The following is a 19,931-nucleotide window of genomic DNA, read 5'->3' as shown; positions in this document are numbered from 1 at the left end:
CTGCTTCAGCCAGACAAGGATGTGCCTGCTGAAGCATCTTGTCCGCTGCGCAGGCCCTCGGCCAGCCGCAAGAATGATCCGACGGCGCTGAAAATGCGTTCGTCCGCTTCCGGAACTGGCTCGTGTACGCCGGTCCTAAAGCCGGTCACACCTTCGAAGCGGCTGCGCAGGCTGCCGCCGATGGATATCCATTCCGGGGAGTTTATACCGTGCAGATTGCGGACGATGGCCTGCAACTGCAGCAGCGAGCTAATGCCAACAGGGCCTCCTGCGGTGCTGGCGGTCAGGACGGCCTTGCCTTTAAACTGCGCTTGACCGAGGTAATCGAGCGCATTTTTGAGCACACCGCTGATGCTGCCGTGATATTCCGGCGTGGTCAGCATGATGGCGTCAGCCTGCCCAAATGCCTGCAGTAGCTGATCTACGCCAGGATGCTGCAGGTTCTCCGCTTCGGGGGAATAAAGCGGGAGCGGCGTATGATACAGATGGATCAGGCGGACGGTATGTCCCGACTCGCGCATAATGGCTGCGGCATATTCCGCCAGCCCGCTGCTGGCCGCGTTTTTGCGGTTGCTTCCTGTAAGAATGACAATATTCATAGGGGATTCCTCCTGTGGATTGGTGTGTTGTCAGCAGCATGTGCTGTTTCTATTAGCATCTTACCTTATTGGCGCAGCGGGAGCGTCGGCAGTGGGATGTATCTTTACATAGCAAAAACACTCAGCCGTTAGGCTGAGTGTCTACAACTCTGGTATGAGACGGAATGGGCGTTCTAGCTGCCGGTTCCGTTTTTTAGTGCAAAAATGGCTGCCTGCGTTCTGTCGGCAAGCTGCAGCTTATCGAGCAGGTGGCTGACATGGGTCTTGACTGTTTTTTCCGTAATGACCAGCTTATCAGCAATCTCGCGGTTGTTTAACCCACAGGCGATTAGATCCAGCACCTCGCGTTCCCGTGGAGTCAGCCGCTCCAGGTGGGAGCAGGTGGATTCGCCTGTTATATGACTACGGATTCCGCGCAGAGCTCCAACGTTTCCCTGTTCTCCCGCATGAGGTGAAGGTGTAATGCCATGTACATCTTGAGCTCCTATCAGTCCCTGGGCATCCGGGGAGGACATCAGCCTCATCAGCTCCCCCGCCGCATCGGGGTGCAGCTCAACCTTCCCATGATGCACCCTGCGGATGGCTTCCGCCAGGTCGGAAGGATCGATATCTTTCAATAAGTACCCTTTAACACCGGCCTGGACGGCAGGCAGCACATGAGCTCTGTCATTGAAGGAGGTCATGACGATCACCTTGATCTGCGGATGCGCCGCCCGTAGCTCCCGGGTCGCCGCGATGCCGTCCATCACCGGCATATTCAGGTCCATAAGAATCACATCGGGCTGCAGCAAGGCTGCCTGTTCGAGCGTTTCCCTGCCGTTGGAGGCCTCGCCGACCACTTCAATATCTGACTGGGTGGATAAAAAGACCTGCAGCCCTTTACGTACCATGGCATGGTCGTCGGCAAGCAGCAGCTTAATCATAATCTGGTTCCTCCCGTTGTCATATCTTTTATCGCGAAAACCTGTTCAGGGGAATGACAGCTTCCACAACGGTCCCGTTTCCAGGGCTGCTCGCAATCGTACAGCTTCCCCCCTGCAGCTCTGCCCGGTGCCTCATGTTGGCCAGGCCGTAATGGGCGACTCCGGTGACCGGACGCTCCTGCGCTCCGCCGCGTCCTTGGTCAGCAATACGCAGTACCGCGCGGTCCGGCAGCAGCCGCAGCCTTATGTCGGCCGCACCGATTCCCGCATGCTTGACGACATTGTTCAGGGCTTCCTGCCCGATGCGCCAGAGCGTTTCCTCGATCAGTGAGGGGAGCTGGCTGACACCTTCCATTTCCGCACGAACCTCCAGTCTCAGCATGGCTCCGTATTCCTGCAGCGCAGCCAGCAAGCCAGCTTCAAGGCCAGCAGGCCGCAGCTGCCTAATGAGGCTGCGCATCTCCTGCAGGGCGGTCTGCGATAGCTGGTGCATATCGCGGACAGCGGCCGCCGCCGGTCCATCGTTCTCCCCCGTAAGCATACTTTCCACGCCCTTGGCTGTCAGCGACAGGGAGAATAACAGCTGGCTGACCGAGTCATGCAAATCCCTCGCCAGGCGGTTGCGTTCCTCCAGCCGGGTCAGCAGCCGCTGCTGTTCCTCCAGCTTCACCCGCTCCAGCGTGACGGTAATATGCTCCACAACGGCCTCGATCACGACGGCGTCGACTTGTGCGGCTTCTTCTTCCTTGCCGCTGCATCCGATAATCAGCACGGCCGGTTGTTGACACCAGGATGGAACAGTTGCTACAAAAGCGGCCTTAAGCCGCGTCCCGTTGTCGCCTGTCCCCCGCCGCAGCTCCGCCAGCTCGGTCGCTGAGGCACGCACGGGGCGGCTGGATGCTGCGCCCTTCATCAGCAGGGGGAGCAACTGCCCGTCGGCAGCGATGCCTTCTCGGGACAGGCTGCTGCCCGAATATAAGCTGCGCAGGGAATAGCCGTCATCCTCCGGCTCGAACAGCGCGGCAACCGGCCAGTCGGCAAACGTCTCGCCGATCAGCCGGGTTACGCGGTCAGCCACCAGACATAGCCTTGTACCTGCGCCTGCGGCCATTTTCGCCAGCTCGCCTCCGAATTCGCCCGCCTTGCTGAACAGCCGCGCCCGGCGCTGCTCCGCTTCGAACAGCCGAATGCGCTCCAGTGCGCCGCCGATCTGCAGCGCGACGGACTGCAGGAGAGCCAGCTCGCTGTCCGTAAAATGGTTTTTGCCGGGGGCGGCTACGTTCATCAGCCCGTAGCTGCGTTCAGCGGAACGCAGTGGAACGGTGGCGTGATGGGTGATGCCCCCGGTGTCCGCGGTCCGCTGCTCCTCGGCGTCTTCAAGCCGCTTGCAGTTCAGGATGTTAACGGCATTATGCAGCCGTCCGCCCCGGTATTTGTCCACGCACCAGCAGCTGCCGCATTTCATGGGCTGCTTGTCTCTGTATGTCAGTGCGGGAGGCAGATTCCGGTCGGCAACAAATTCATACTCATGCGATGTGTCCATCAGGAATATCCACCCGGTCGTCAGCCCGGTCAAATCCAGCAGCTGCCCGAGCACATTTTGCAGCATCGGCTGCAGGGTGCTGGAGTGATTCAAGGTTTCGGCGATGGTTTTCAGCGTGATGAGCTCCTGCATGCGTGCAGAGTTATTCATACGGCCCCCTCGCTTTCTTATGATTTATAGAGTCTATAAGTTTTCAGCGGAGATGAACAATTCTATAATCGTAAAAATACCCTTTGCCAAACGCAGTTTTATTATAGCATCCGCCCCGTATAAACTTAACATGGAATGGTTGTATTTATATGAATTCAGATGTATAATAATACACATCTCAAAGCAGAGCGGAATGGGGGAGCAGTCTTGAACAGCAGATTAAAAGTGGCAATCGTTGGTTCCACCGGCTACGGCGGGGTGGAACTGATTCGTTTTTTACAGCATCATCCTCAAGCGGAAATTGTTTCGGTCATTTCATCCTCCAGCAGCGGAACGCCCATTAACGAAGGCTTCCCACATTTGACAGACATTATGGTTCAGGATCTGGACGCAGTCGTGGTGGAGGAGATTGCCACCAGGGCTGATCTTGTATTTACCGCAACGCCGTCGGGCGTAAGCACACAACTGGTTCCGCAGCTTCTGGAAGCGGGTCTGAAGGTCGTCGATCTGTCGGGGGATTTCAGGCTGAAGGATGGCGCTTTGTACGAACAATGGTACAAGAAGCCGGCTGCTCCCGCCTCGTTTCTGGAACAGGCTGTATACGGTCTGGCCGAAGTGTACGGTGACCGTGCTGCAGACGTGCCTTTCATTTCCAACCCGGGATGTTACCCGACGGCTACGCTTCTGGGGCTGATTCCGGCGCTCAAGGCCGGCTGGATCGACCACCGCAGCATCATTATCGATGCGAAATCCGGCGTGTCCGGCGCGGGCCGTGGCACCAGCCTGACGACCCATTTTGCGGAAATCAACGAAAATTTCAAGCCGTATAAAGTGAACAAACATCAGCATATACCGGAAATTGAGCAGGTGCTGGGGGATGTGGCGGGAGAGCCGGTTACGGTTACTTTTACCACCCAACTGGTGCCGATGACACGTGGTATTATGAGCACCATGTATGCGACGATGAACGGAAGTTATACTGACCAGGACCTGGTGGAGCTGTATAGGGAGTACTATAAAGGACGGCCGTTTGTGCGTGTACGCAATGCAGGTGTATGGCCGGCAACGAAGGAAGTAACCGGCTCCAACTATTGCGATATCGGTTTTGCTGCGGACGCGAGGACGAACAGGGTGACGATCATTTCGGTCATCGACAATGTCGTCAAAGGCGCGGCAGGCCAGGCTATTCAAAATATGAATCTCATGATGGGATGGGAGGAGAACCTCGGGCTCGGCTTGGCGCCGGTCTATCCGTAACGCGGATATGGGGGAGATGGATATGGGGAAACAAACGTTTGACATCGTGAGCGAAGGCTCAATTGTAACACCTCGCGGCTTCAGCGCCGGGGGGCTGCACTGCGGGCTGAAGAAGACGGACCGCAACGATCTGGGGGCGATTCGCTGTGAGGTGCCTGCGACGGCGGCGGCCGTTTACACCACTAACCTGATCCAGGCGGCACCGCTGAAGGTGACTCGCGAAAGTCTGGCCGACGGAAGGCTGCAGGCGGTCGTTGTCAACAGCGGCAATGCCAATGCCTGCACAGGGCAGCAGGGCGAGGAAGACGCTTATACAATGCGTGCAGCAGCGGCGCGGGAGCTGGGCGTGGCGGAAAGCAACGTGGCCGTGGCATCCACCGGTGTCATCGGCGAGCTGCTGAAGATGGATTGTGTGCATGCAGGCATCAAAGCGCTGCCGGAGCAAATCAACGGCGGTCGTGATGGGGCGGCGGCCTTCTCGCAGGCTATTTTAACAACAGATCTGGTAAAAAAAGAAGCATGCGTTTCGCTCGTCATCGACGGGGTTACGGTACATATCGCCGGCGCTGCCAAAGGCTCGGGCATGATCCATCCCAATATGGCGACCATGCTTGCCTTTATGACCTGTGATGCGGCCGTGGAGCAGGCGTCCTTGCAGCAGCTGCTGAGGCAGGCGACGGATACAACGTTCAATATGATCACCGTGGATGGAGATACGAGCACGAATGATATGCTGGTCGTCATGGCAAGCGGGTTGGCGGGCAACAAGGAGCTGAACGTGGAGCATCCGGAGTGGGAAGCTTTTGCCGAAGCATTCTCTTATGTCTGCCGCGTGCTGGCGCAAAGCATTGCCCGGGACGGCGAAGGAGCGACGAAGCTGGTGGAGGTGTCGGTCAGCGGCGCGGTCAGCGACCTGTCGGCCAGAGCCATCGCGAAGACTGTCATCGGCTCCAGTCTTGTCAAGTCGGCCGTGTTCGGAGCGGATGCCAACTGGGGACGTATTATCGCCGCCGTGGGCCGAGCAGGAGAGCCGGTCAACCCGGAGACCGTTGATATCCGGCTCGGTGATATTGTTGTGCTGCGAGACTCACGCCCGGTAGCGTTTGATGAAGAAGAGGCCTTGGCCTATTTGCGGGGGGACACGGTGCGGATCGTTGTGGACCTGCACAACGGCGGCGGTGTCGCTACAGCGTGGGGCTGTGATTTAACCTATGATTATGTGCGAATTAATGCGGCTTACCGGACGTAAGTAGCATTTATAGATACCTGAGGGCAGAGGAGGTTTGCAATGAATACCACAGCGGGCAATACAGCACAGGCAGCGCTGGAACAGTTGCGCTCCAGCTTTGTCATGAAATGCGGAGGCAGCACACTGGCGGCGCTGCCGGATGCCTTTTTCGACGATCTGGTGCACCTGCAGCGGGATGGCAGGCAGCCAGTCATCGTGCATGGCGGAGGCCCGGCCATCTCCGATACGTTGACGAAGCTCGGCATTGAGACCGAATTCGTCAACGGACTGCGCCGCACGACGGAAGAGGTGCTGGACGTGGTGGAAATGGTGCTGGCAGGCAGCATCAACAAGCAGATTGTGCGCCGCATTATGATGCGCGGGGGCAAGGCTGTCGGCCTGTCCGGCGCGGACGGCTTTCTGATTCAGGCACAGCCGGTGTCCAATAGCGCAGAGGTCGGCTGGGTCGGGGATGTGACAGCGGTGAACGCGGAACTGATCGGCGGCGTAACGGGTATGGGTTATATGCCGGTCATCGCGCCGGTCGGGATCGATGCAGGCGGTCAGCGCTACAATATCAACGCTGATACCGCTGCCGGTGCAGTGGCATCCCATATCGGCGTCAGCAGGATGATCGTGGTGACAGATGTGCCAGGCATTATGCGTAATGTTAACGGTGTCAAGAAGGTGCTGCCATCGGTTACAGTGCGGGAGATTGAGGATATGATCAGCACCGGGGAAATTTATGGCGGAATGATTCCCAAGGTGCGGGCGGCCATAACGTGCATCCAGGGCGAAGTCCGCGAGGTGGTCATTGTGGACGGAACGGAGCCGCAGGTGCTCAGCCGTGTGCTGAACGGAGAAAATATAGGTACGAGAATAGCCAGAATGTAGTGTAATATTTGAATGGAAATTTGATCCGGCCGCAGCGCCGGCATGAACAGGAGCGTGAATGATATGAGTAACGGGCACAATGTGACCGCAGGCGGAGCCGCAGTGAAGGAAAAAGGACAGGAAAGCGCTTTGTTTCCCACGTATGCAAGGTATCCGCTGAGCCTTGTCAAAGGAGAAGGCAGCTGGCTGTGGGACGACCAGGGAAAACGCTACCTTGACTTCATGTGCGGCCTGGCGGTGACCAACCTGGGGCATGCGCCAAAAGCGGTGGCCGAGCGGCTGAAGCAGCAAATTGATACGTTATGGCATGTATCAAATCTTTTTCAAATTCCGGGCCAGGAACAAGCCGCACAGTTGTTGACGGCCAACAGCTGCGCGGATGCGGTGTTTTTTTGCAACAGCGGAGCGGAAGCGAATGAAGCGGCCATCAAGCTGGCGCGTCGTTACCACCAGAAGGTGAAACAGAACGGAAAATATGAAGTGATCACGTTTACGCAGTCTTTTCACGGACGGACGCTTGCTACATTGACGGCTACCGGACAGGATAAGGTAAAGGAAGGCTTCCTGCCTCTGCCGGCCGGCTTCAAAAGCGTACCGCTGCATGACAAAGAAGCTCTGGAAGCCGCAGTCAGCGATGTGACGGCAGCCGTGATGCTGGAAATGATCCAGGCCGAAGGCGGCGTGTATCCGGTGGAAGCGGATTTTGTGGACTACGTTGTGGAGCTGTGTCGCGAGCACGGGCTGCTGCTGATCGTTGACGAAATCCAGACCGGCATGGGACGTACGGGCAAATTGTTTGCCCATGAGCATTATGGCATTGAGCCAGATATTTTCACCATTGCCAAGGGGGTAGGCAGCGGCTTCTCCGTCGGCGCAATGCTTGGCAAAGGCTATCTGCGGGAAGCCTTCACGGCGGGCAGCCATGGATCGACGTTTGGCGGCACACCTCTCGCTATGGCAGCGGTTAATGCGACGGTGGAAATCATCGTTGGCGAGAAGCTGGCGGACCGGGCGGCGGAAATGGGCGAATATCTCATGGAGCGTTTGAACAGTCGGCTGGGCGACAGTCCTTTTGTCAAAGAAGTGCGGGGTAAGGGACTGCTTATCGGTATCGAATGTGTCGAGCCGATAGGCGAGCTGGTGCTGGCCGGACAGCGCAAGGGACTTCTGTTTGTACCGGCTGGACCGAATGTCATCCGCCTGCTGCCTAACCTTTATGTCACGAAGGAAGAGATCGACCAGGCAGTGGAACTACTAGCGGAAGTCATTGAAGAGCATACGGCTGCGAAGAAATAAAACGGCCGCAAATCGCAAACATTGTGATGGGGTTGCACCTCATTTTACCCATATTGAAAGGAGACCCTCTCATGAGCCTAACCGAAGAGAAACTGAAGCTCGACCTGAAGGGGCGGGATTTTATAGAGCTGAACGATTTTACGACCGAGGAAATTGAATATCTGATCGGTCTGGCGGTGGAGATCAAGCGCAAGCAGAAGAACGGTGAAGTGTATCAGCCGTTGAAGGGCAAGACACTGGGTATGGTGTTTGAAAAATCCTCGACACGCACCCGCGTGTCCTTCGAGGTCGGAATGTACCAGCTTGGAGGTCATGCCCTCTTCCTGAGTAAAAATGACATCCAGCTCGGCCGGGGCGAGCCGATCAGCGATATGGCGCAGGTGATGTCCCGTTATCTGGACGGCATCATGATCCGCACGTTCGGCCATAACAATGTCATTGATCTGGCACGTTACGCTACCGTGCCGGTCATCAACGGTCTGAGCGATCTGGCTCATCCGTGCCAGGTGCTGGCGGACTACCAGACGATCTTTGAAAAGAAGGGCAAGCTCAAAGGCCTCAAGGTCGCCTATATCGGGGACGGCAACAATATGGCGCATTCTTTGATGATCGGTGGAGCCAAGTTGGGTATGCATGTATCTGTCGCCAGCCCTGCCGGTTATGAGCCTGATAAAAGTGTGGTTGCGGAGTGCCAGGAAATTGCCAGGGAAACAGGCAGCAAGATCGTGGTCACAGCCAACCCGCAGGAAGCGGTCAAGAATGCGGATGTGATTTACACGGACGTGTGGGCAAGCATGGGCTTCGAGGAGGAGCAGAAGCAGCGTGAAGCGGCGTTTGCAGATTATCAGGTGAACGAGGAGCTGGTCAAGCTGGCAAAACCGGATTATCTGTTCATGCACTGTCTGCCTGCGCACCGTGGGGAAGAAGTGACTGCAGATGTCATCGACGGGCCGAATTCCGTCATCTTTGATGAAGCGGAAAACCGGCTGCATGCGCAAAAGGCTCTGCTTGTTGCTTTAATGGCTTAAACGATGCAGCATATAAACGATATACTTCAGTTAATGAATTATACATGTGATGAACAATAGCATGGATTCTAAAGCATGGATTCTCAGGGAGGAAGCGGCGTAATGGCAAAAGAAAAAATTGTACTGGCGTATTCCGGAGGTCTGGATACGTCGGTCATTCTGAAATGGCTGAAGGAAACCTATGACGCGGAGATTATCGCTTTTACGGCGGATATCGGCCAGAAGGAGGAACTGGAGGGGCTGGAGGAAAAAGCGCTGGCTACCGGTGCCTCCAAGGTTTATATCGATGACCTGCGTGACGAGTTTGCCAAGGATTTTATTTATCCGATGTTTCAGGCGGGAGCATTATATGAAGGCCAATATCTGCTCGGCACAAGCATTGCGCGTCCGCTGATCGCCAAACGGATGGTGGAGATTGCCCAGGCGGAAGGCGCAACAGCTATTGCGCATGGCGCTACAGGTAAAGGCAACGACCAGGTGCGCTTCGAGTTGAATGCGGCGGCATTGACGCCGGACATCAAGGTCATTGCGCCTTGGCGGCTGGAAGAGTTCCGCAATCAGTTCCCGGGCCGGGCGGAAATGATCGCTTACGCGGAAAAGCATGGCATTCCGGTCACGGCATCTGCGGCGAAGCCGTATTCCACCGACCGCAACCTGCTGCATATCAGCTATGAGAGTGGCATGCTGGAGGACCCGTGGTTTGATCCGAGCACACCGGAGAACAAGGACATGTTCCTGCTGAGCAATGATCCTGAGGATGCTCCGGACACACCGGAATACCTGGAGCTGGAATTTGAACAAGGCAACTGCGTGGCCCTGAACGGCGAGCGGCTGAGTCCGCTGCAGGTGATGGAGAAGCTGAACGAGTTGGGCGGCAAACACGGCATCGGCCGTGTCGACATGGTGGAGAACCGTTTTGTCGGCATGAAGAGCCGGGGTGTATACGAGACGCCGGGAGGTACGATCCTGTTCACGGCACATCGCAAAATGGAGTCCATCACGATGGACCGCGAAGTCATGAATTTGCGTGACAGCCTGATTACGAGATACAGTACACTCGTATACAACGGTTTCTGGTTTGCACCGGAGCGTCTGGCTCTGCAGGCCTTAGTGACGGAAAGTCAGAAAAATGTAACGGGTACAGTACGCGTGAAGCTGTACAAAGGCAATGTGATCGGCGCAGGTGTGAAAAGTCCGGTCAGCCTCTACAATCCGGATATCGCCACGATGGAAGCCGATCCAACCCAGGCGTATGATCAAGGGGATGCAACTGGCTTTATCCGCCTGAATGCACTCCGCTTGAAGGTATATTCGGGCGTAAACCAGAATCAATAAGCCAGAACTTATTGCAAAATATCTTAAAAAAGTGCGGGCCGTCCTTATCCGATGACAGGGGCGGCCCGCACTGCGAGAGAGGGGACAGCAGAATGAGCAAGCTGTGGGGCGGACGTTTTACGAAGCAGACGAACAAGCTCGTGGAAGAGTATACGGCTTCCATCAATTTTGACAAAGCGCTGGCTGAAGAGGACATTCAGGGCAGTCTGGCCCATGTCACCATGCTGGGCAAATGCGGAATCGTGCCGCAGGAGGATGTCGAGACCATTAAAGCAGGTCTGCAAAAGGTGTTGGAGCGCATCCGCAAAGGAGAGATTGAGTTTTCCGTGGCGGATGAGGACATCCATATGAACATTGAGAAAAACCTGATTGAAGAGATCGGACCGGTCGGCGGCAAGCTGCATACAGGCCGCAGCCGCAATGATCAGGTGGCGACGGACATGCATCTCTACCTGCGTGGCCGTGTAATTGATCTTGTCGGCATGCTGCATGCCGTTCAGGAGGCGCTGATTGCTCAGGCAAAGGACAACCTGGATACGATTGTACCTGGTTATACCCATCTCCAGCGGGCACAGCCGATCCTGTTCGCCCATCATCTGCTGGCCTATGTATCCATGTTCGAGCGGGATATCGACCGTCTGAAGGACAGCTATAAGCGGATCAACATCCTGCCTTTGGGTGCAGGCGCGCTGGCAGGCACGACCTTCCCGATCGACCGCCATTTTGTGGCCGAGCAGCTTGGCTTTGACGGCGTATACGAGAACAGCCTGGATGCGGTAAGCGACCGCGACTTTATCGTTGAATTCCTGGCCGCTGCTTCGCTGATCATGACTCACCTGTCCCGGCTCAGCGAAGAGCTGGTGCTGTGGAGCAGCACAGAATTTGGCTTTATCGAGCTGGACGACGCGTTCTGCACAGGCAGCAGCATCATGCCACAGAAGAAAAATCCGGACGTGCCCGAGCTGGTGCGCGGCAAAACCGGCCGTGTCTACGGCAATCTGATGGGGCTGCTGACTGTGCTGAAGTCGCTGCCGCTCGCCTACAACAAGGACATGCAGGAAGACAAGGAAGGCATGTTCGATACGGTAGCGACGCTGGAAGGCGCGCTGCAGCTGTTCGCACCGATGATCGCCACCATGAAGGTCAATAAAGGACGCATGCGGCAGGCGGTCAACCAGGACTTCTCCAATGCGACGGATATCGCGGATTTCCTCGTCGGCAAAGGCCTTCCTTTCCGTCAGGCGCATGAGGTGATCGGCAAGACGGTGCTGTACTGCATCCAGCACGGCAAATATCTGCTCGACCTGACCTTGGACGAGTTCAAGCAATTCTCCGGGCTGTTCGACGACCGCATTTATGCCGTGCTGCAGCCGGAAGCAGTGGTGAATGCCCGCAACGTATACGGCGGAACCGCCACCGCACAGGTAACGGATGCGATTGCACGCAGCGAGAGAACGCTGCAAGCTACGGTGCAATGGCTGGAGATTCGCCGGGGTAATGTGGAAGCATAACAGTTAGAGGACAATAGTTGAAGCAAACAAGGAAGAAGCCTGTAGGGTCAAACTTCAGTTTGACACCTTGGGCTTCTTCCTTTTTCTATTCTAGCCCTGATCCTTTTCAGATTTCCCGCAAAAGCTCAGGTTTCGAGCTGATCGTGCGCCCGCCGGAAATCTAACGGATGTAGCAGCTTCTATTTTACGAAAAAAAGACCTTTTCAAATTTTAACGGTCGTGATCGACGTTATTTGCCTTAATCTAGGCGAAAATGCCCCGATCAAGCGGAATAAGCTCCATGGCAACCGCTATAATTTGAAATCAACGTTCTTGGAACCAATAGCGGCTGTGGCGTCCGTTAGAATAGTTTTGCGGTTAGAAAATGTATCTTTGTCATATTTGTTGCAACGCTAGTGCTGCGGCTTCAATCTAAATCATGTGCGACAGCACCAGACCGCCGTATACGAATGCTGCCACTATCACCAGCGCAGGATGAATCTTGCGCAGATTCATGGCCCAGAAAGCCACGGCCGCGATGCCGAGCGACTGCCAAATGCCGATGGAAGCAAACGAGGTGGCGCCCATCTGCCAGGTGAGCACAGCCATCATCACTGCGATGACCGGCTGCACGAGCAGTGTCATGCCTTTAACGACGGGGGACTGCCGGTACTTGGCCATGACGCGCAGCAGGATGATGAGCGCGGCAGCCGAAGGGACTATGGTTGCGGCCAGAGCAATAAGTCCGCCGAACCAGCCGGACACGTCATAACCGACAAAAGCCGCGATTTTTGTCGCAATCGGCCCAGGCAGGGCATTACCGAGCGCCAGCATATTGGAAAATGCCTGATCATCAAGCCAATGATAACGGGGCACGATTTCCTCATACATCAGCGGGATGGAAGCAGGTCCTCCGCCATAACCCAGCACGTTGGCCATAAAAAATCCGAGCAGCAGCTGCAGCCATTCCATCATTGCGCCTCCTCCTTCTCCTTGCGGCGGGCCTTAAGCTTCGCCAGCAGCCGGAAATGCACGGCACCATAAGCAAGAAACAGGACGATTACAATGGCCGGATGAATTTCAATCACCTGAAGCAGCAGCAGGGAAGCGATAAAAAAGGCCACCCCCACATATTTGCCCAGCCCCTTGACGGCCTTTTCCCCGAATTCGTAAGCCATCGTCCCGAGCATCACCGCCACGACCGGGGTTACTGCCGCAATCATGCCTGCCACGACCTTCGAGGTGCTCAGGAACTGAACGGCTGACAGCAGTGCAACCATGGCAATGGAACTTGGTAAAATATGCGCAAGAACGGCAATGATAGCACCGAGCACTCCTTTTTGCCGGTAACCGAGGTAGGCTGCCATTTTCGTGGCGATCGGCCCGGGCAGGGCGTTGGCAATCGCCAGAGTCTCTCCGAATTCATCGTCCTCCAGCCATTTGTAGCGGGTGACTGCTTCATAACGGATCAGTGGAATGACCGAGGGACCGCCGCCGTAACCTAGAATGCCGGTGCGGATCATGGCGGCTGACAGATTCCAGTAGGTTTTTCCTGATGGTTTCATAATTTTTCAGATTCCTTCCTTGTTCAGTTTATAAGCGCATGCCCATGCGGCTCTTATAGCGCTGAATCAGCACCTGGCAATCCACTCCGGTAATGCCCGGCAGGGGATACAACTTTTCCTTCAGAAAAAGCTCCATTTCCTGGTGATTGGCGAATAAGCCGTGCATATGCAGCTTGCTTGGGCCTGTCATGTGGTACAGGCTTGTGACCGCAGGCTCCTCGGCGAGAATTTCCGCTACCTGCTGCAGATGCTTTGGCTCCACCTCGACATTAAAAAAAGCCGACACCGAAATTCCGATCTTCTCCGGATTAATGACGGCGGTAAAACGCTCAATGACACCGTTATCCATCAAGGCCTGAATGCGGGTCTGCACGGCCACACGGGAAAGACCGATTTCCTTGGCGAGGTCCGTATAGGAGATACGCGCGTTTTGGTGCAGAATGGAAATGATTTTGCGGTCAATGGTGTCGGTGGGCGACTGGGTCTGTTCATCCATACTTTTCATGCAGCGCTTCCTCTCTGTTTGAATTCTAAACGAAATCTAATGCTCCATTTTCATTTCTTTATGTATGAATATAAGTGTGAATTGATTACCAATCAATAGTTTATTTTTTTGTTTTTGTTTCGATTTGTCTGAGAAGCGAGTTCGTTATTAAGCACAAAAAAGGAAATCCTTCGCCAGAAAGATCTCCTTATATTTCTTGAATTTATCATATTTCTCGCATTCCTATAATCATGTAATCCTATCCTGTATTCCCGTATTTCCAGTATTCCGCGCAGTTCGACAAAATTAGCGGGAGGTATGACCCGTCTGGTCTATTTGTGTTTGAAAGGCAGCCATGCCAGCACATCCTGTATTTTGGCATCCCAGTAGCCCCATTCATGCTCCCCCGGCCCCTCTTCATAAGTAAGCTCAATGCCTGTCTTCCTGCAGGCGTCCCGGAAATTCAAATTTTCCTGATACAAAAAGTCCTCCGTTCCGCAGCACTGGTAGAGCAGCGGCCTCTCGCCCTCAGCCCGGTCAAGGTGAGTCAGCAGTTCAAACAGATCATTTTCCGTGCCCCGGATGGGAGCCTTGCCGAAGATCCGGTCCCATTCGGCGGCCTCCATGACGCTCAGCTGCGGCGAGGTCCGCATTTTCTGCAAATCCAGAGCCCCAGACAGGCTGGCCGCCGCCGCAAACCTGTCCGGATGCCGCAGCGCAAGCTTGAACGCGCCGTATCCGCCCATGGACAGACCCGCCACAAAGTTGTCCTCCCGCCTGCTGGAGAGGGGAAAGAAAGAGCGGGCGAGTTGAGGAAGCTCTTCGCTGATGAATGTCCAGTAAGCGCCACCCTCAGCCATATCCGTATAAAAGCTCCGATGGACCTGAGGCATGACGACCGCAATCCCGAGCGAGGCGACATACCTTTCGATGGAGGTGCGGCGCAGCCAGATGGAATCATCGTCCGATAGACCATGCAGCAAATAAAGGGTGGGATGGGGTCCGAGCCCCTCCGTATTTTGTAGTCCGATCTGGGAGTGAGTCTGCTGCGGCAGAATGACTGTCATGGATGTGCTCAGCCCAAGAGTTTCCGAGTAAAATCGGCATTCAATCAGCGCCATTAAAGTTGATCCTCCTCAAAATAAAGGTTATTTTGTCACAATGAAAAGCGTTTGCAAGAACTATTTTAGCGGATTTCATGGGCTGTGTCCCGATAGGATTCGAATTTTGCTAGATCATGAATTTACGCAAATATGAAAATGAAAACCTGAGTAAATTCAAAGGGAAATAGAAGTTTGAAAAGCCCTCAGCAGGCTAAGCGAGATAAAAAATAGCTTCTTAAGTCCCGGTATCTATTTGGATTTTAACCAGTTCCCGGGAATGGTATGATCGAATCATTTTCAGAATAAAGGGTTTTCAGAGATTGGAAATCTGCTAAATTGGTTTAAAAAGGATTGAGGCATTCTCGCAAACCGAATCCAAAAGGAGGATGTAAAAGGAATGGGAAAGCATTTTCGCAAAGTATTGACAGGAACGCTGGGAGCTGGACTGGTGCTGAGCTCATTCAGCAGCGCTTTCGCAGCAAGCGAAAACCTGAGCGCACACTGGGCCGGGGATCAGGTCAAGCGCTGGGTGGCGGCTGGCTATCTTGGAGGCTACAATGACGGGACGGTCAAACCGGATGCAAGCATCACCCGTGCTGAATTTATTTCACTCGTTAACCGCACCTTAATCCCGCCCTCCTCGTCGGTGCCAAATTCGACCTACGGAGCGGGTCACGCCTTTTCCGATCTCTCTGCAGGCAGCTGGGCTTATAACGCTATGGTGTCTGCTGCACAGGCCGGTTATCTCGGCGGTTATTCTGACGGCACGATCCGTCCGAATGAAAAGGTGACACGCCAGGAGGCAGCGGCGATTGTTGCCAAGGTTAATGGCCTGACACCACGTTCGGCAAGCTCCCTGAGTGGTTTCTCCGACTCTGATGAGATCGCTTCCTGGAGCAAAGGCAGTGTAGCCGCGGTTATCGGGCAGGGATACATGAGCGGATATCCGGACGGCACCTTTAAGCCCGCGAAGCCATTGACACGCGCCGAGGCGGTAGTGCTGCTGGATGCGGCTTCCGGATATACGATGGACGATACGGACAATATCATAGCTCCTGATGAAAATACAGGAAGCGTTATCGATGATACTTACAGCGAAAATGATAATTTTGTAATTCCGCCGGCAACTACGGAGGACATGGATAGTGCTGGGCCGGGTGGAGATACCAATACAGACACGGATAGCGAGCCTGCGGAAGATGCGGATACTTCCCCGGGTACGGATAATACGGCTGACGATGACAGCGAAGATACTGCGGATACAACAGTGACGGCGCCGGATGTAGATGCTGTGGCAGGTGGAGATCTCAGCATTACGGGTACGGCTGATCCTGATGCGACAGTCCGTGTGTATTCTGAAAATGACACGCTGCTTGGCAGTGGCACGGCGGATGGCGAAGGACAGTTTGATATCACCGTATCGGCGGTGACGGAGGGGGCAGTATTGACGGTCATTGCTGAAGATGCTGACGGCAATGAAAGCACGGCGGTTGAAATTACAGTGGCTGATGAAAATGTAGATGACGATGGCAGTACTGATCAGTAAAACCGACCATTAAAGCAAGGATATGCTGCTCCGGTTTGAAAAGATATTTTGAAAAAGTATAACGAAAGCCGGGTCTCGAAGACCCGGCTTTCTTGTCGCTCAATTCGCGGCTCCGCCACTCACACCATCCTCGATCAGAGGGGCGCGGGAGGGCTGCTTTCTCCCGGTATGGGGTGCAGACTTCCCATATCCGTTGCCAACGGCGAAGATGCGTTTTTGCGCCTTATAGGTGTCATGTGATATCCGGACCTTCTCGACAGGTTTTCCATCAATCAGCTTTATCCGGTATGTATCAACAACATAACCGGGCTTGCCCGCCTGGACCAGCTGCTGCCCGCTGCCCGGAAGACCACTGTTTACATAACTTATCGGCGGGCTCAGCACCTCAATGGTCCGCGACTCGAGCCGGTAGGAGACATTGGGAGGGAAGGAGCCGAAAAACTTGACGGTCAGCACTCCATTCCGGACGCCCGCCCGCAGCAGCAAGTGTTTGCCCGTGTTGTTTCTGAAGCGGAAGTTAATGGAGCCGGTGGCGTAGGTGGCATCCAGTCCTTTGGGCAGATAGCTGACAGGCAGGGAGTGGTTGCGGCGTTCCACAATTTCAAGTCCTGTACGCAGAGCCGCATTGTACACCGTGCTGGACACCTGGCAAATGCCGCCGCCGATGCCGGGCTGCAGCTGCCCGTTGACGATGACGGGGGCTTCCCGGAACCCGTATTTGCTTTCCGCCGTGGCGATGACTTTTCCGTAATCGAAGATGCCGTCCGGCTTAAGGATCATACCGTCAACAGCTCTTGCCGCCGCTGCTACATTGTATATCCGCCCCGCTGAACTGCCGCGGAGGTTGGTCGAGAACCGGGCAATCCGCCGCTCAATGCCTTCCTTTTTCAGGCTTTCTACCGTTGCAGCAGGCTCTTGGATGGCTATAGGAATCGTGAGCTCTATGCCGCTGGAGTCTGTTTGCTGCAGCACGGAAAAGTCGGATGGCAGCGACTCGTCCAGCCTGGCGTGCAGCTCCTTCCATTGAATCCGGTAGACCGACACTTCCGGGATGTATTTCACGGTATCATCGGCTTCAATCCGGCGGACAGCATTAACCGACTTCCCGTAACGCGCCTTTTCCCATTCGGCGTTTAGCCTCTTTTCCAATACCTCCGGTCTGCGCCGTGCTTCAATATTCCAGAAGTAGGGGAAGGAGGCGCGGGCACGAGCCCGCTGCAGCAAATTTCCTTGCTTTAATCCTTCCAAAGCTTGCAGGAAGCGATCGGCATGGTAGGACACACCTGCTTCACCAAGCGTTATCCGCACATCCAGGGCCTTTGTCTCCTGATCGGTAAGCACGAGCGGAATGCGCTCCAGCTCCTGCAGGTCTGAACGAATAAGTTCAGCCGCTTCATCCAGCTTCATGCCGCCGATACTGTGTCCTCCCACCGTAACCCCTTCCGGCACGATTTTCCGGTCTGCGTATAAATGAAGCCCCCTATAAACCAGGGAACCTGCCAGTATAACAGACAGAACAACAATCACAAAGTAATGTGTTTTTTTCATGCATCGGTCTCCCATCATGCACATCTCCGGGCCTGGCCGGAAGGTTTTTTAGTTCTATGTATATGTGAGAGTTCTGTAAAAATCACATGTCACGAAATATGCAATATATGCAAAATCCCGTCTACTCAACAGGTAACAAATTTGTTACAATAAAACTTAGTTTGATGAATTTCAGCTTTTCGCGAAGGTTTTATAGGAATGCTGTCGAAATAATAAGGGTTAGGTGCTTATATAGCGGTTAATGTCTCTTCAGAGTGAAGCCAACAGTGCGTAAATATACAGCGGGAAAGCGGGAAGTGATGAAGTGATTGAAATGCAGGACGTGTGGAAGACCTACCCCAATGGAACCCACGCGCTTCAGGGAGTATCGGTCAAAATTGACCGCAATGAATTTGTATATCTCGTCGGTCCGTCCGGTGCGGGCAAGTCGACGTTTATGAAGCTTGTCTATAGAGAAGAAGTGCCTACCAAGGGCCAGATTTCTGTTAACGGGTTTAACATCGGCAAGCTGAAACCGCGCAAGATTCCTTACGTGCGCCGGAACATCGGCGTTATATTCCAGGATTTCCGGCTGCTGCCGAAGCTGACGGCATATGAGAATGTTGCCTTTGCGATGGAGGTTATCGAAGCGCCGAAGCGTCTGATCCGCAAGCGGGTTCCGGAAGTGCTGGAGCTTGTTGGCTTGAAAAACAAGATCAACCGTGATCCGTCCCAGCTCTCCGGCGGTGAGCAGCAACGGGTTGCCATCGCGCGCGCCATCGTGAACAATCCTTCCGTCATCATTGCGGACGAGCCTACTGGCAACCTGGACCCGGAGACTTCATGGGAGATCATGCAACTGCTGGATGAAATCAATTTTCGCGGTACGACCATCATTATGGCGACCCACAACAAAGATATCGTGAACTCCATGCGCAGGCGTGTTATCGCGATTGAACACGGCCATATCGTGCGAGACCAGATGAGAGGGGAATACGGATATGACTTATAACACCTTCTTGCGGCATATGCGGGAAGGGTTCAAGAACGTATTCCGCAACGGCTGGATGTCCGTGGCATCCGTTACGTCCATTATTGTGTCACTTCTCATTTTGGGCGTGTTCATTCTGCTAGTGCTGAACGTCAATTCACTCGTGGATGAGGCGGACAATAAGGTCCGTGTTAACGTGTTTCTGGAGCTGAATGTAGAGGATGCCCTGAGAGAAACGCTGATGACGGAGATCGGCTCCATGTCCGAGGTGAGCAAAACCGAGTTCGTTCCAAAAGAGCAGGGGCTGGCAGAACTCAAAGCCGACATGGGCGAAGGCGGCGAAGAATTGCTGCAGGGCTTTGACAAAGACAATAACCCGCTGCCGGACAAGATCGTCATCGAGGTGTTTGAGCCTACGACGGTTCCTTATGTTGCCCAGAAGATCGAAGCGCTTAATGAGAAGCATCCGGAGAAGCCGATCCTCAAGGTCAGATACGGTGAAGGTACGGTGGAAACGCTGTTCAAGATCACCCGGTTGATCCGCAATGCCGGATTTGTGTTTGTAGCCGGACTCGGCCTCATGTCCGTGTTCCTGATTTCCAATACCATCCGTGTAACGATTTTGGCGCGGCGCCGCGAGATCAGCATTATGAAGCTTGTTGGGGCGACCAATTTCTTTATCCGCTGGCCGTTTTTTATAGAAGGGGCTCTTCTTGGAGCCATCGGGTCGCTGGTTACGATAGCCATCCTCTTTATAGGCTACAGCCGTCTGGAAGCCAGCATGGGCCAGGACCTGTCACTGGCTATGTTCCGTTTGCTGCCTCTGAGCGGGCTGTGGTTTCAGCTTGGCGGTTTGCTGCTGATTCTTGGTGTTCTGGTGGGCATTTTGGGCAGTACGCTGTCCATTCGCAAATTTTTGAAGGTATAAATTCCGCCACTGGCGGACTATAGATGCTGACGCAGTACTCATTA

18 protein-coding genes are annotated in these 19,931 nt (G+C 54.6%); 10 read left to right on the top strand and 8 right to left on the bottom strand.

Annotation, left to right across the window (positions count from 1 at the left end):
• Positions 1-5 precede the first annotated feature (5 nt).
• The 3 genes from ACE41H_RS07935 to ACE41H_RS07925 all read right to left on the bottom strand — a co-directional run bounded on the left by ACE41H_RS07935 (position 6) and on the right by ACE41H_RS07925 (position 3,215).
• Positions 6-599, bottom strand: coding sequence for an NADPH-dependent FMN reductase (locus ACE41H_RS07935; protein ID WP_375354594.1), 594 nt, complete (start codon positions 597-599; stop codon positions 6-8).
• A gap of 173 nt (positions 600-772) precedes the next feature.
• Entirely contained in the window at positions 773-1,522 is a 750-nt protein-coding gene (locus ACE41H_RS07930) for a response regulator (RefSeq protein ID WP_375354593.1), read from the bottom strand.
• Positions 1,523-1,550: 28 nt separating this feature from the next.
• Positions 1,551-3,215 carry a GAF domain-containing sensor histidine kinase gene (locus ACE41H_RS07925; RefSeq protein ID WP_375354591.1) on the bottom strand — a complete coding sequence of 555 codons (1,665 nt, stop codon included), beginning with the start codon at positions 3,213-3,215 and terminating at the stop codon, positions 1,551-1,553.
• 207 nt (positions 3,216-3,422) lie between these two features.
• Here ACE41H_RS07925 and argC point away from each other — a divergent pair, with 207 nt between their 5' ends.
• From argC to argH, 7 genes are all read left to right on the top strand, one after another.
• Positions 3,423-4,472, top strand: coding sequence for an N-acetyl-gamma-glutamyl-phosphate reductase (gene argC, locus ACE41H_RS07920; RefSeq protein ID WP_375354589.1), 1,050 nt, complete (start codon positions 3,423-3,425; stop codon positions 4,470-4,472).
• 22 nt (positions 4,473-4,494) lie between these two features.
• Entirely contained in the window at positions 4,495-5,721 is a 1,227-nt protein-coding gene (argJ, locus tag ACE41H_RS07915; RefSeq protein ID WP_375354588.1) for a bifunctional glutamate N-acetyltransferase/amino-acid acetyltransferase ArgJ, read from the top strand.
• Between the two features lie 39 nt (positions 5,722-5,760).
• Positions 5,761-6,594: an acetylglutamate kinase gene (argB, locus tag ACE41H_RS07910; protein WP_375354587.1), complete on the top strand. Its 834-nt coding sequence runs from the start codon at positions 5,761-5,763 to the stop codon at positions 6,592-6,594.
• Between the two features lie 63 nt (positions 6,595-6,657).
• Positions 6,658-7,890, top strand: a complete 1,233-nt coding sequence (argD, locus tag ACE41H_RS07905; protein ID WP_375354586.1) for an acetylornithine transaminase — start codon at positions 6,658-6,660, stop codon at positions 7,888-7,890.
• Between the two features lie 71 nt (positions 7,891-7,961).
• On the top strand, positions 7,962-8,918 hold the full coding sequence (gene argF / locus ACE41H_RS07900) for an ornithine carbamoyltransferase (protein ID WP_375354584.1): 957 nt from the start codon (positions 7,962-7,964) through the stop codon (positions 8,916-8,918).
• A 102-nt stretch (positions 8,919-9,020) separates the two neighbouring features.
• Positions 9,021-10,253 (top strand): argininosuccinate synthase, encoded by a 1,233-nt coding sequence (locus ACE41H_RS07895; protein ID WP_375354583.1) that lies wholly within the window; start codon positions 9,021-9,023, stop codon positions 10,251-10,253.
• Between the two features lie 92 nt (positions 10,254-10,345).
• A complete protein-coding gene (gene argH / locus ACE41H_RS07890; RefSeq protein ID WP_375354582.1) occupies positions 10,346-11,764 on the top strand; it encodes an argininosuccinate lyase in 1,419 nt (472 codons plus the stop codon).
• Between the two features lie 411 nt (positions 11,765-12,175).
• Here argH and chrA read toward each other — a convergent pair whose 3' ends face one another.
• The 4 genes from chrA to ACE41H_RS07870 all read right to left on the bottom strand — a co-directional run bounded on the left by chrA (position 12,176) and on the right by ACE41H_RS07870 (position 14,913).
• On the bottom strand, positions 12,176-12,718 hold the full coding sequence (chrA, locus tag ACE41H_RS07885; RefSeq protein ID WP_375354581.1) for a chromate efflux transporter ChrA: 543 nt from the start codon (positions 12,716-12,718) through the stop codon (positions 12,176-12,178).
• A complete protein-coding gene (gene chrB / locus ACE41H_RS07880; protein WP_375354580.1) occupies positions 12,715-13,308 on the bottom strand; it encodes a chromate efflux transporter ChrB in 594 nt (197 codons plus the stop codon). The genes chrA and chrB overlap by 4 nt, the downstream gene beginning before the upstream one ends.
• 28 nt (positions 13,309-13,336) lie before the next feature.
• Positions 13,337-13,804, bottom strand: coding sequence for a chromate efflux transcriptional regulator ChrS (gene chrS / locus ACE41H_RS07875; RefSeq protein ID WP_375354795.1), 468 nt, complete (start codon positions 13,802-13,804; stop codon positions 13,337-13,339).
• A 320-nt stretch (positions 13,805-14,124) separates the two neighbouring features.
• A complete protein-coding gene (locus ACE41H_RS07870) occupies positions 14,125-14,913 on the bottom strand; it encodes an alpha/beta hydrolase (protein ID WP_375354578.1) in 789 nt (262 codons plus the stop codon).
• 379 nt (positions 14,914-15,292) lie between these two features.
• On the opposite strand from ACE41H_RS07870, the gene ACE41H_RS07865 reads away from it, so the two are divergent.
• Positions 15,293-16,441, top strand: coding sequence for an S-layer homology domain-containing protein (locus ACE41H_RS07865; RefSeq protein ID WP_375354577.1), 1,149 nt, complete (start codon positions 15,293-15,295; stop codon positions 16,439-16,441).
• 99 nt (positions 16,442-16,540) lie between these two features.
• On the opposite strand, the gene ACE41H_RS07860 is transcribed toward ACE41H_RS07865, so the two are convergent.
• A complete protein-coding gene (locus tag ACE41H_RS07860; RefSeq protein WP_375354576.1) occupies positions 16,541-17,989 on the bottom strand; it encodes a VanW family protein in 1,449 nt (482 codons plus the stop codon).
• 304 nt (positions 17,990-18,293) lie between these two features.
• Here ACE41H_RS07860 and ftsE point away from each other — a divergent pair, with 304 nt between their 5' ends.
• Positions 18,294-18,980 (top strand): cell division ATP-binding protein FtsE, encoded by a 687-nt coding sequence (gene ftsE / locus ACE41H_RS07855; protein WP_375354574.1) that lies wholly within the window; start codon positions 18,294-18,296, stop codon positions 18,978-18,980.
• Complete coding sequence (gene ftsX / locus ACE41H_RS07850) at positions 18,970-19,887, top strand: permease-like cell division protein FtsX (protein ID WP_375354573.1); 918 nt, start codon at positions 18,970-18,972, stop codon at positions 19,885-19,887. The genes ftsE and ftsX overlap by 11 nt, the downstream gene beginning before the upstream one ends.
• The last annotated feature ends 44 nt before the right edge of the window (positions 19,888-19,931 follow it).

Origin of the sequence: Paenibacillus enshidis, from assembly GCF_042136365.1 — a bacterium.
Lineage (GTDB): Bacteria > Bacillota > Bacilli > Paenibacillales > Paenibacillaceae > Paenibacillus > Paenibacillus enshidis.
The sequence above is the reverse complement of the archived record's forward strand: the minus strand, read 5'-3'. Positions and strand labels throughout refer to the sequence as shown.